The sequence below is a fragment of the Leekyejoonella antrihumi genome, from assembly GCF_007845645.1.
In the GTDB taxonomy this organism is placed as follows: Bacteria; Actinomycetota; Actinomycetes; order Actinomycetales; family Dermatophilaceae; genus Leekyejoonella; species Leekyejoonella antrihumi.
Window position 1 is genome coordinate 104,652 of record NZ_VCQV01000005.1, and the last position, 12,464, is coordinate 117,115.

Annotated in this window: 9 protein-coding genes; 4 read left to right on the plus strand and 5 right to left on the minus strand. The window is 66.7% G+C overall.

Translation table 11 applies throughout. The features are described from left to right. Nucleotides 1-7 precede the first annotated feature (7 nt). From FGL98_RS05430 to FGL98_RS05445, 4 genes are all read right to left on the minus strand, one after another. Nucleotides 8-2,086: an ABC transporter ATP-binding protein gene (locus FGL98_RS05430; protein ID WP_146315718.1), complete on the minus strand. Its 2,079-nt coding sequence runs from the start codon at nucleotides 2,084-2,086 to the stop codon at nucleotides 8-10. Then, nucleotides 2,086-3,039, minus strand: a complete 954-nt coding sequence (locus tag FGL98_RS05435) for an ABC transporter permease (protein ID WP_246136384.1) — start codon at nucleotides 3,037-3,039, stop codon at nucleotides 2,086-2,088. The genes FGL98_RS05430 and FGL98_RS05435 overlap by 1 nt, the downstream gene beginning before the upstream one ends. Beyond that, a complete protein-coding gene (locus FGL98_RS05440) occupies nucleotides 3,039-3,983 on the minus strand; it encodes an ABC transporter permease (RefSeq protein WP_146315719.1) in 945 nt (314 codons plus the stop codon). Before FGL98_RS05440 ends, FGL98_RS05435 begins: the two co-directional genes overlap by 1 nt. Before the next feature lie 100 nt (nucleotides 3,984-4,083). Continuing rightward, entirely contained in the window at nucleotides 4,084-5,964 is a 1,881-nt protein-coding gene (locus FGL98_RS05445) for a peptide ABC transporter substrate-binding protein (protein ID WP_146315720.1), read from the minus strand. Between the two features lie 233 nt (nucleotides 5,965-6,197). Between FGL98_RS05445 and valS the strand changes: the two genes are divergently transcribed. After that, a complete protein-coding gene (gene valS / locus FGL98_RS05450) occupies nucleotides 6,198-8,849 on the plus strand; it encodes a valine--tRNA ligase (RefSeq protein WP_146315721.1) in 2,652 nt (883 codons plus the stop codon). 37 nt (nucleotides 8,850-8,886) lie between these two features. Here the strand turns inward: valS and FGL98_RS05455 are convergent, their stop codons facing one another. Continuing rightward, entirely contained in the window at nucleotides 8,887-9,963 is a 1,077-nt protein-coding gene (locus FGL98_RS05455) for a hypothetical protein (RefSeq protein WP_146315722.1), read from the minus strand. A 226-nt stretch (nucleotides 9,964-10,189) separates the two neighbouring features. On the opposite strand from FGL98_RS05455, the gene FGL98_RS05460 reads away from it, so the two are divergent. Genes FGL98_RS05460 through FGL98_RS05470 form a run of 3 tightly spaced genes read left to right on the plus strand, consistent with a single transcriptional unit; the run spans nucleotide 10,190 to nucleotide 12,458 of the window. Further along, nucleotides 10,190-10,951 (plus strand): DUF4129 domain-containing protein, encoded by a 762-nt coding sequence (locus FGL98_RS05460; RefSeq protein ID WP_146315723.1) that lies wholly within the window; start codon nucleotides 10,190-10,192, stop codon nucleotides 10,949-10,951. After that, nucleotides 10,948-11,469 (plus strand): hypothetical protein, encoded by a 522-nt coding sequence (locus FGL98_RS05465; RefSeq protein ID WP_146315724.1) that lies wholly within the window; start codon nucleotides 10,948-10,950, stop codon nucleotides 11,467-11,469. The genes FGL98_RS05460 and FGL98_RS05465 overlap by 4 nt, the downstream gene beginning before the upstream one ends. Next, entirely contained in the window at nucleotides 11,466-12,458 is a 993-nt protein-coding gene (locus tag FGL98_RS05470; RefSeq protein ID WP_222432027.1) for an AAA family ATPase, read from the plus strand. The genes FGL98_RS05465 and FGL98_RS05470 overlap by 4 nt, the downstream gene beginning before the upstream one ends. Nucleotides 12,459-12,464: the final 6 nt, after the last annotated feature.

Here is a 12,464-nt window from a genome sequence, read left to right on the forward strand (position 1 = left end):
ACAGTTGTCACGTGCGACGGTATCGGATCGGGCTCGGCCCACCGGTCTTGAGTGGAAAGTGGCAGGCGACCCGGTGTCCAGCTGTCCCGGTGGGCTCGAGCACCGGTTCCTCCAGCGCACAGATTTCCTGAGCGAACGGGCACCGCGTCCGGAACCGACAGCCCGACGGTGGGTTCGCCGCGCTCGGCAGCTCACCGAGCACCGGGACCGCCTGGCGTTCACGACTCGGGTCCACACCGGGGATCGCCTCGATCAGACCATGCGTGTAGGGGTGCGCCGGATGCAGATACACGTCGTCGGCGGGCCCGATCTCGACGAGCTTGCCGAGATACATCACCCCAATGGTGTCGGACAGGTACCGCACGACACCCAGGTCGTGCGAGATCAGCACGTAGGTGACATCCCGGGTGTTCTGCAACTCGCGCATCAGGTTCAAGATCTGCGCCTGCACCGACACGTCCAGGGCCGAGACCGGCTCGTCCGCAACGATCAGGCTCGGCTCCAGGGCCAGCGCCCTGGCGAGTCCCACGCGCTGGCGCTGTCCACCGGAGAGCTCGTGGGCATACCGTTCACGAGCCCCGTACGGCAGGCCGACGCTACCGAGCAGCTCCCGGACGGTCTTCTCCTGACTTCTCCGGTTCCCGATTCCCTGGATCTCCAACGGCTCCCGAAGGATCGAACCGATACGCATCCGCGGGTCGAGCGAGGCGTACGAGTCCTGGAACATGAACTGCACGCTCCTGCGACGACGCCGGCCCTCCTTGCCCTTCCAGCGGGCAACATCCGCACCCTCGACCCGCACCACCCCGTTGGTGGGTAGGTCCAGGCCGCACAGCAGCCGCCCGGTGGTCGTCTTTCCGCACCCGGACTCGCCCACCAGGCCGAACGTCCGGCCGCGAGACACCCCGAAGCTGACATCCGCGACGGCGGAGACTGCACCGATCTTGCGCTGCAGCACCCCGTGAGTGATCGGGAAGTCCTTCTCCAGGTGCTCCACCTGCAGCAGCGTCACCGGTTCGACATTGTTGCGCTCCGCGAACCGGGTCCGCACCAGCTCTATCGGCGCCGTCTTGCCGACGGGATGGAAGCACGCGAACCGGTGACCGGGCGACCGGGAGCCGGCCACCTCCTCCAGCGGCGGGTAACTCGCTCGGCAGTCCGACTGCGCGAACTGACACCGCGCGGCAAACCGGCAGCCGGTCTGCGGCAGCGACAGGTCCGGGGGCAGCCCGGGGATGTTCAGCAGCGACTCACCGGAGTCGCCGGCGCGCTCCGGCATCGCATTGAACAGGGCCTGGGTGTACCGATGCTGCGGCCTCGCGAACAGGTCATCGGTGCCGGCGTTCTCCACCACCCGCCCGGCATACACCACACTGACCCGGTCCGCGTGGCCCGCGATCACGCCCAGATCGTGAGTCACCAGCATGACCGCCATCCCCAGCTCGCGGCGAAGTCGCTCGATCAAGTCCAGGATCTGCGCCTGGATCGTCACATCCAGCGCCGTGGTCGGCTCGTCCGCGATCAGCAGGCGGGGCTCACAGGCCAGCGCGATCGCGATCACGACGCGCTGGCGCATCCCGCCGGAGAACTGGTGCGGGTAGTCCTCGATCCGCTTGCGGGCCTGTGCGATGCCGACCATGTCAAGCACCTCGACGGCACGGTCCATCGCCTTGGCCCGGCTGACGTCCCGGTGCAGGTGCACCGCCTCAGCGATCTGCGCTCCGATCGTCATCGTCGGGTTCAGCGAGGTCAGCGGATCCTGGAAGATCATCCCGATGTCGCTACCGCGCCGCTTGCGCATCTCGCTCTCCGGCAGCGACAGCAGATCGACGCCTCCGAGCCGCACCGAACCGCCGGTGATGTGGCCTCCCGGCGGCAGCAGCTGCATGATCGACATTGCGGTCATCGACTTGCCGCAGCCGGACTCGCCGACGATGCCGAGGGTCTCTCCCGCACGGATCGACAGCGACACCCCGTCCACTGCGTGCACCACCCTACGGCGCAGGTAGATCTCGGTGTACAGATCCTCTACTTCCAGGACCATCTCGGGTTCCGGCTCTTGAACACTGTGCAGCCCGACGCTCATCAGCGTCCTCTCAGTCGAACCTCGAACGCGTCACGCAACGCGTCGCCGAGGAAGTTGAAGGAGATCGCCACCAGGATGATCGCGATGCCCGGTGGGTACAGCAGCCACCAGTACCCGGAGTTGATGTAGTTGATCGCGTCGGACAGCATGCCGCCCCAGTCGGTCTGCGGCGGCTGCAGACCCAGGCCCAGGTAGCCCAGGAACGCCAGCAGCAGAATCGCATCGGCGACCGCGAAGCTGGCGAAGACCACCACGGTGCCGATAGCGTTCGGCGCCACGTGTTTCAGCACGGCCCGCATGCTGCTACCGCCCATCACCCGCACCGCCTGCACGTACTCGCGCACCCGCAGGCTCAACGCCTCACCACGCACCAGGCGCGCTGCGCCGAGCCAACTGAGGGCGGCGATGATGACGATCATCTCCCACCTGTTCGGGTGGAAGATCGCCGAGAGCACCAGCAGCAGGAACAGCGGCGGGATCGCGAACCCCCCGTCGACCAGGCGCATCATCACCGAGTCGACCCAGCCCCCGAGGTAGCCGGCGATCGCGCCGTAGAGCGTGCCGACCACGCTGGCCAGCACGGCGGCCGCCAGGCCGACCTCCAAGGATGCCTGGCCCCCGTACATCAGTCGGCCGAGCTCGTCGTATCCGGACGCGTCGGTGCCGAACGGATGCGCACCGCCCGGGGCGCCGTTGGACAGCATCAGGTTGGTGTGCACCTGGTCGGTGTGGTAAATCAGCGGGCCGACGAAGCAGAAGAGCAGGAAGAACACGATCACCCCGGCGCCGACGACGGCGAGCCGGTTCTGCACGAACACCTCAAGGCCGAGACGGAACATGCTGCGCGCCTCGCCGTCCACTGGCCCGCCCGTCGGCTCGTCGACGGCCGCACCGGCGATGACCGGTGCATCGCCGGGGACGGGTCCGGGGTTCGGGCCCATCGAATCGGGCATCAGTACCTCACTCTCGGGTCGAGGACCCCATACAGGACGTCGGCGATCAGGTTGCCGACCACAGTGGCGGCGCCGCCGATCAGCGTGACTCCGAGCAGGACCGGGTAGTCGTTCACCTGGGCCTCCTGCCAGAACAGCAGACCCATGCCGGGATAGTTGAACACCTGCTCCACGATGAGGGCGCCGCCGAGAATGCCGGGCAGGGACAGGCCGATCAAGGTGGCCATCGGGATCAGTGAGTTGCGCAGGATGTGTAGGTACTGCACGCGCAGGTCACTGGCTCCCTTGGCCTTGGCGGTGCGCACGTAGTCCTGCACCAGCCCATCCATGAAGGACGAGCGCATGTATCTGCTGAAGAGGGCAATCTGCGCAAGCACCAGCGTCAGTACCGGCAGCACCAGTTCGGTCGGCTGGGAGAGGATCCCGACCACGCTGCCCGACTGGGGTGCCTCCGACGGCAGCCAGCCGAGGTCGAGCGAGAACCACAGCACCAGCACGAGGGCGAGGAAGAAGATCGGCGACGAGTAGAAGATGAAGCTGAGCCCGGTGGCCGCGTAGTCGAACGCCTTGTTGCGCTTGACCGCCTGACGGATCCCGATCGGGATCGCCAGCCCGACCGAGATGATCAACGCGATCGCGTTGAGCACGATGGTCTTCGGCAGCTTCTCCGCGATCAGAGAGGCGACGGTCTGGTTCAGGTGGTAGGAGTAGCCGAGGTGGCCTTGCAGCACCTGACCCAGCCACTCGACGTACTGCACCGGCAAGGACTTGTCCAGCCCGTTGGTGTGGTTGAATGCCGCGATCTGCACCGGGGTCGCCTTGACCCCCAAAACCGCCCGTGCCTCCCCGCCGGGCAGCATGTGCAACAGGATGAACGTGATGACCGACACCACGAACAGCACGACGATCGCCTGCAGCACACGACGAATCAGAAATCCGATCATGGTTGTGGACCTAGTTTTCCGAGGCGGTCCGCAGGCCCTGTGAGACAGCAGGTTGAGCCTCCCGCTGCCTCACGGGGGCGGACGTGTGGGCAGGGAGTTGCTACTTGGTTTGGTACCAGTACTCCGCATTCAAGGCGCCGAGCGGGTTCAGGATCACTCCGCCGACATGCTTGCTGATCGCACTGATGCCATACGAGTTCGCCTGGAACACCACCGGCAGCTGCTGGGCCACCAGGTCCTGATACGTGAACAGTGGCCCGGTGCCGTTCGCGGTAGTCGTCGCCTTGATGGCGGCATCCATCGCCTTCGACGAGTAGCTGCCGTAGTTGGATCCGGCCCCGGTCTGGAACAGCGACTCACCGGTGGGCAGGTAGTCGGGTGCATAGATCCAGCCGCCGCCCCAGTCCGCCATCTCCCAGGACTTGCTGGTTGGGCTGGCGCTGGCGATCACCGAGTTGAACGGTTCCTCCGACTCGGTCACATCGATCCCGGCCTTGGATGCGTCCGACTTCAGCTGCTCCATGGTCAGCGTCAACGCGGCAGCGCCGGAGGCGTAGTTCAGCTTGATGTTCAACTTCGTCCCCGCCTTGACGCCGACTCCGCACTGGTTGCTTCCCGCGCCCGGCTTCGTGCAGGTCATCACGCCGCCCTGCTCCGTCCAGCCGTGACTGGTCAGCAGCTTCTTCGCCTTGGCCGGGTTGAACGGGTACACCGCCTTGTTCGTCTTGGCTTGTGGCGACAGCCACTTGCTCGGCGGGTTGACCGGTACGGGACCGAAGTTGGCGTAGCCGTACCCCCGGTAAGCCTTGTTCGCATCCACCTCCTGGTCCATCACCATCTGGAAGGCCTTGCGGAAGTAGAGCTGCTTGAAGACCGTGCCCAGCTTCGCGCTGTTGAAGTTCTCCGGGAAGTAGTTCACCGACCAGGTGTAGTTCGGCTTCAGGTTGTAGTTGCTGCCCGCCGGGTTGGTCTTGGGCAGCAGCTGGCTCGCCGGCTTGGGCGACAGGTCAGCCGACGGGATGTATCCCAGGTCGATGTTGCTGGAGGACTTCAGCTCGTTGAACTCCGCGGCGTCGGTGGTGAACGGAAGGAACTTCACTGAGGCCAGCTGCGGCTTGGGGTTGCCGGACCACTTCGGGTTCGGCACCAGGGTGTACTGCCCGCCCGAGCTGAAGGCGCCGAGCCTCCATGGCCCGTCGACTACGCCCCAGACCGGGCTGGATGCGTAACCCGTCAGGTTCTTCGACTGGGTGGTCAGGAAGTTGTACACCGCCTTACACTTGACCACCGCGACGGCGCACCCACCGCTGCCCGGCTTCGCCCCGGCCTTGGTGACGTCCCACGCCATCGGCATCGGGGTGATCTGGGACAGCTCGTTGTAGGTGAACCAGTTGTCCGAATACCCCTGCGTCAGATCGAACCTGACCGTCTGCGCGTTGACCTTGGTCACCGACTTGACATTGTCCGGGAACAACCCCGGGGTGTAGCCGGCCCAGTTGGTCTTCTCGGCCTTCATCATGTTCATCCAGAACACGACGTCGCTCGCGTCGACGGTCTCCCCGTTGGACCACTTCCAGTTCTTCAGGCTGACGGTAACCGTCTTGCCACCGTTGGAGTAGACCGGCGCCGTGGCGGCGGAGAGGCCCAGGTCCAAGGTGGGCTGGTTGTTCTCGCCGCCGAACCAGTACAACGGCCGGTACATCGGCTGCTGCAGGTCCGAGATGTTGTAGACGCTGAAGAACGCCCCCGACGAGAACGGGAAGATCCAGTTCGCGGTCACCGCCGCAGGCAAGGCAACACTGACACTGCCGCCCTTGACCTTCTGCCCGGTGGGCGTCGCGGCGCCGGCACCTGAACTTGTCGATCCCGACGGGCTCGAAGCCGCGCCGGTACTGCTGGAACTGCATGCCGCCAGCGTGACTGCGCTCACGAATGCGAGCGCCGCGGCCATGGCTGGGCCCTTGATATGTGATTTGGACATCAGAAGTCCTTCTTCGGACACGTGGACTCGGCCATGTGCCGGCTGAGTCCGTCCGACTGATCGATAGGTGGTGGTGTGGTGCACCTATCCACCATTTGGTCACTTTTTTCTGAGACCGATAAGAGTAGTTTCTGGAATACCGCTGCACATTCGGTTGCAATTTGATGCACGCAGCCTCCGATCACCCGATATCCGAGATGAAACCGTCACCATCCATCTGGGAGCATGTGCACATGACTTCGCCATCCCAGCTGCCCGAGGCGCAGCTCCCCGACAAGCCGACCGTCGACGGGCTCGAGGATCGGTGGGGCAAGGTATGGCAGGAGCAGGGCACCTACCGGTTCGACCGCGAACGGGCCGTGTCACTGCCCCGCGACCAGGTGTTCTCGATCGACACGCCACCGCCGACCGCCTCCGGCTCACTGCATGTCGGGCACGTCTTCTCCTACACCCACACCGACTGCATGGCGCGCTACCAGCGGATGCAGGGCCGCGAGGTGTTCTACCCGATCGGCTGGGACGACAACGGTCTTCCCACCGAGCGGAGGGTGCAGAACTACTACGGCGTGCGCGGGGACCACGCCGCGGCCTACGACCCCGACTTCACTCCGCCGCTGCGGGGCGCCGAGGGCAAGTCGGTCAAGGCTGCCGACCAGGTGCCGGTCAGCCGCGCAAACTTCATCCCGTTGTGCGAGGAGCTCACGATCCAGGACGAGGAGGCATTCGAGAGCCTCTTCCGCAGGCTCGGGTTCTCGATGGACTGGGACCAGAGCTACCGCACCATCGATGCCCGCTCCCGTGCCGTGGCGCAGGAGGCGTTCCTGCACAACGTGGAGCGTGGCGAGGCCTACCAGGCGGAGGCACCGGGCCTGTGGGACGTCACCTTCCAGTCCGCCGTCGCCCAGGCCGAGCTCGAGGCCCGCGACTATCCGGGTGCCTTCCACCGCATCGCCTTTCGCCGGGCCGACGGCGGCACGGTCGAGATTGAGACCACCCGCCCCGAGCTGATCCCCGCCGTGGTCGCGCTGATCGCCCACCCGGAGGACGAGCGGTATGCCGACCTGTTCGGGACGACCGTCACGTCACCGCTCTTCGGGGTCGAGATCCCCGTCGTTGCACACCGGGCCGCCGAGCCGGACAAGGGCGCCGGCATCGCCATGTGCTGCACGTTCGGTGACCTGACCGACGTGGTGTGGTGGCGCGAGCTGCGGCTGCCGATCCGGGCGGTCCTGACTCGAAACGGACGGCTGCAGGCCGAGACACCGGACTGGATCATCGGCGGGCCCGGCGAGCGGCTCTATGCCGACGAACTGGCCACCAAGACCGTGTTCACGGCGCGCGAGCATGTCGTCGCGGCTCTGCGCGAGTCCGGCGACCTGATCGGTGAGCCGGTGAAAACGCAGCGCAAGGCCAACTTCTTCGAGAAGGGTGACAAGCCGCTGGAGATCGTGACCAGCCGGCAGTGGTACATCCGCAACGGCGGCCGCGACGCCGACCTGCGTGACGCACTGGTCAAGCGGGGCGGCGAGATCGCCTTCCACCCGGCCTTCATGCGCAGCCGCTACACCAACTGGGTGGACGGCCTCAACGGCGACTGGCTGGTCAGCCGGCAGCGGTTCTTCGGTGTGCCTTTCCCCGTGTGGTACCCGCTCGATGCCGACGGTCAACCGGATCACGCGCACCCCATCCTGGCGCCGGCCGAGAGCCTGCCGATCGACCCGCAGTCCGACATGCCTGACGGCTACTCTGCCGAGCAGCGCGGGGTGCCAGGCGGGTTCATCGGCGACCCGGATGTCATGGACACCTGGGCGACCTCGTCGCTCAGCCCGCAGATCGCCGCCGGCTGGCCGGTCGCGAGCGATCCGGAGGGGCGCAACGACGCGCAGCTGTTCGACAAGATCTTTCCGATGGACCTGCGCCCACAGGCACATGACATCATCCGCACCTGGTTGTTCGCGACGGTCGTGCGCAGCCACCTCGAGCACGACACGGTGCCGTGGACCGGCGCGGGCATCAGCGGCTGGATCCTGGACCCGGACCGCAAGAAGATGAGCAAGTCCAAGGGCAACGCCGAGACGCCGGACGGCATCGTCGAGCAGTTCGGCGCGGATGCCGTGCGCTACTGGGCCGCCTCCAGCCGCCTCGGCGCCGACACGGCCTACGACACCGGCCAGATGAAGGTCGGCCGGCGGCTTGCCATGAAGCTGCTCAACGCGAGCAAGTTCGCGCTGTCCTTCGGTGAGGTGCGCGGCGATGGATCGGACCTGACCGCCCAGGTCACCCATTCCCTGGACCGGGCCATGCTGGCTGCCCTCCGAAAGGTCGTCGAGGATGCGACCCGAGGCTTCGAGGACTGGGACTACACCCGCTCCCTCGAGCTGACCGAGACGTTCTTCTGGACCTTCTGCGACGACTACGTCGAGCTGGTCAAGGACCGCGCCTACGGCGGGCAGGGCGAGGAAGCCGCCGCGAGCGCGCGTGCCGCGTTGCGGATCGCGCTGGCCGTCCAGCTGCGGCTGCTCGCACCGTTTCTACCCTACGCGACCGAGGAGGTCTGGTCCTGGTGGCAGGAGGGGTCGGTGCACCGGGCGCCGTGGCCGACGGCGAACGAGTGCGGCACCTTCGACAGTGACCCCGACATCCTTGTTGCCGTGGGCGAGGCGCTTGCCGGTATCCGCCGCGCGAAGTCCGACGCCAAGCTGGGCATGCGGGCCGAGGTGACGGCCATGACACTCGTCGGCCCCGCGGATCGGATCAAGCTGATCCAGCTGGCCGAGGCCGACCTGCGGTCCGCCGGCAAGGTGACCGGCCTGACGTATGCCGACGGGGCGGAGATCGAGGTCCGCGACGTGACGCTCGTGCCGCCGCCGCCGCGGCAGAAGTAGCCTGCGCGGACGACGGCTTCGGCCCGCAGCGGGTGCGTCAGCGACCGTCGACCATCACAGCCTGAGTGATGATGCCGCCACCCGTTTTTGCCGTCCCGGCAAGGTTGGTGAACCGCTTCGTCTTGAGGTCATAGCGCTGCACGAAACCGGGCTTCGCCGAGCTGCAGCTGGACTGCAGGAGATAGAGGCTGCTCCCGACCCCACCGACGACAGACGGTCCGGTTCCGTCGGTCTTGCTCAGCGGCAGCTGGTGCCAGGTCGATCCGGTGTAGTAGCCGGCAGGAGCGACGCACCCACCGCTGAAGCTCTGGTTGACCCGCACCGGCGACGTGTTCCGCACGTCACCGGCGCTCGACGGGGCGAGCGCCGCTGACTTCGCCGTCGACGTGTACCCCGCCCGGAACGGCTGGTTGTCGCCGGCGTAGCCAGTGTTGGCGGTACAGGTCATCACAAACGATGAACTGTCCCAGCCGTGCATCGGGTCACAGGTCGCGTAGCCCTTCGGCACGGCCACCTTGCGGACCAATGATCCGTCGGAGACCCGCACCACGTCGATGCCGCCACTCGTGGACAGTGCGAAGTAGGCGCCCGTCGGTGAGATGACGGGCGACCACCAGCCATCGTCGCCGGTCACTGCGCGATAGCTACGCACAACGGACCCGGTGGTCGTCCGCAGCGTTGTCGCCGTCGTGCTGCTCGCGATCAATCGATGCCCGGCAAACTTCAACGCTGTGTACTCACCCTTGATCCGAAAGTAGTGCGGCGTGTGGGTCTTTGTGTCCCACACCGTGACTCGCGTCTGACCAGTCTGGGACCGTGCGGTGACAACTTCACGTGCATCGTTGGACACGTCCTCGATGTCAGCATCGTCCGAGACCTGGCCGAGCGTCGTGATGCCGCCCTGCGGCTTCACGAGCACGAGTGTTCCCTGGTCATCGTGATCGCTGACCACATGTCGAATGGCCGCGCCGTATCCGGTGCCGCTGATGACGGCGGCCGGCGTCGTGGCGCGCTGCACATCGGTGTGCAAACCGGATGCCTGAGCGGCCGTCGTCCCCGCCGTGACCGCAGCCACTGCTGCTGCAATCACGACTGCTATCTGCTGAGCTCGCATGATGCTTCCCCTCTGTCTGGTCGCTGTCCCCGCCTCCCGGGGATTGTGCGGCGTGCTTGCAGCGTGGCAACTCGCGAGGCGAAGGACAATGAGACGACGGACGAGTGCGGCATACGACTTCGGCTGACACCGTAGCCGGCTGCTCGCACCCCATCGACGCCCTTCGTGATGCCCGCGTGACCTCCCCCGACCCCGAAGGTTCTCTATCCGTACTAGGTTGGCAGCCGTGGGGAGTTCGGAACGTCACGCGCGGGCCGGCTCGATCCTGGGCCGGCGGGGTGCCGTGGTCGGCATCGCAAGTGCACTGTTCCTGATCCTGTGTGTGCTCACCGTCAGCTCGCACTACGAACCGTTCTTCGTGGCCCCGACCCACAACCCACCGGGACCGGCCATTCATCTGAAGACCATCCATCCGATCCGACCCGCCAGCGGCGGGCCCGGCAGCCCGTTCTCGGCACGGCCGAACGGGCACGCCTCCCACCTGGTCTCCTACACCTTCTCCGCGATTATGGGAGTGGTGGCGCTGCTGCTGGTGATCCTGCTGGCGGGAGTCGCGGCTCGCGCCGTCCGCCGGTTCCACAACCCCTTCAGTCACTTCCAGCGACGCCGGCCGGATGAAGGCCCGATTCCAGACGTTCTCGACGAGGTGACCCAGGCCGTGTCGACACAGCGGTCGTCGCTCACGGTGGGCACACCACGGAACGCGATCATCGACGCCTGGATCAGCCTCGAACAGAGTGTCGAGGAGGCTGGTGTTCCGCTGCGGGCCAGCGAGACGTCCGCCGAGCTGGTGATCCGGGTGATCGACGAGCTGGATGCCGACTCTGACGCGCTGGCACGGTTGGGCCGCGTCTACCGTCGTGCTCGATACTCCAGCCACGAGATCACCGAAGACGACCGCGCGGCGGCGCGGGACGCACTGGAGGCGCTCGAGTCGTCTCTGCAGGCGGCCTCTCGTGCGCGCGGCAGCGGCAGGGTGACGACGTGACGACCTGGTTCCGCGGCACCCTCACCACGCGACGCATCCTCACCCTCGTGGCAACCTGGGCGTTCCTATACCTCCTGTTCCTCTGGTTGGGCCTGCACCCGCAACCGCTCGGGCTCTTCGGCATCGTCGGATTCGTCATGCTGGCGTACTCCGCCTACACGTCACCGCAGTCCCCGTGGCCTGCGCCGGTATGGCATCGCCCCAGCATGAGCACGCGGCAACCGAACCGCACCGACGGGCGGCTGCGCTTCATCCGGCGCAACCTCGAGAGTGCCGTGGACACCCAGGACAAGCCCAACGCCGACCTGAATGCGCGCCGTCTGCAGGAGCTGATGCGTGAGGTCACCCGCGATCAGCTGCAGGCGAGCCCGGGCCGACAGGTCAACACCCTTGCCGAGTTGCGGTCCACCCTCGACGGACGAGCGACCGATCTGCGCGCCTACCTGTTTGCCGACCCCGCCCCGCACCTGAGACTCCGCCAGCTTCAAGACCTCGTCGAACGAATCGAGCACCTGTGACCGACAGCCCCGAAGTCCCGCACCTGTCCGCCGCGCAGACGACCAGTCTCGCCACGGAGATCCTCGACCGCGTCGACCTCGCAGTCGTCGGCAAGCGCCGACCACTGGAGGTGGTGCTCGCCACCATCCTGGCCGGCGGAAACGTCCTGCTGGAGGACAACCCCGGACTGGGCAAGACCCTGGCGGCCCGCAGCCTGGCGCAGACCTTGGGCCTGTCCTTCGCCCGCGCCCAGTTCACCCCGGACCTGCTGCCCTCCGACCTGACCGGCTCGTTCATCTATCACCAGGGCACCGGGGAGTTCACCTTCCGAGAGGGCCCCCTGTTCACCGGACTGCTCCTCGCCGACGAGATCAACCGGACACCACCCAAGACCCAGGCGGCCCTGCTGGAGGCGATGCAGGAGCACCAGGTCACCATCGAGGGCACCACCTTCGCCTTGCCGCACCCGTTCCACGTGATCGCCACGGCCAACCCGGTCGAGTACGAGGGCACCTACCCGCTGCCGGAAGCACAGCTGGACCGGTTCCTCACCCGCGTCAGCTTCGGCTATCCGACGCAGGAGGAGGAGCTGGACGTGCTGCAGCGGCGGGTGGCCCGGCAGCGCGAGGAGATCATGCTCGACCCGGTGACGGACACGACCGGGCTGCTGGGTATGCAGGCCGCCGTGGAACGGATCGAGGTCGAGCCCACCGTGGCGGCGTACTGCGTGCGACTGGCCGGCGCCACCCGTGCGCATCCGCAGCTGCAGATCGGGGCGTCCCCCCGCGGATCGCTGGCTCTGCTGCTGGTCGGACGCGCGGTGGCGGTGATCCGTGGTCGCGACTACGTGGTGCCGGAGGACATCAAGAGTGTGGCCGTGAGCGTGCTGGCCCATCGCGTGTCGTTGCGACCCGAGCTGTGGATGAGTGAGCTGACCGGCAGCAGCATCATCCAGACGCTACTGGACAGTGTGCCCGCGCCGGCGTCGCACGCCGCCCCGGTGCGCTGAGACCCT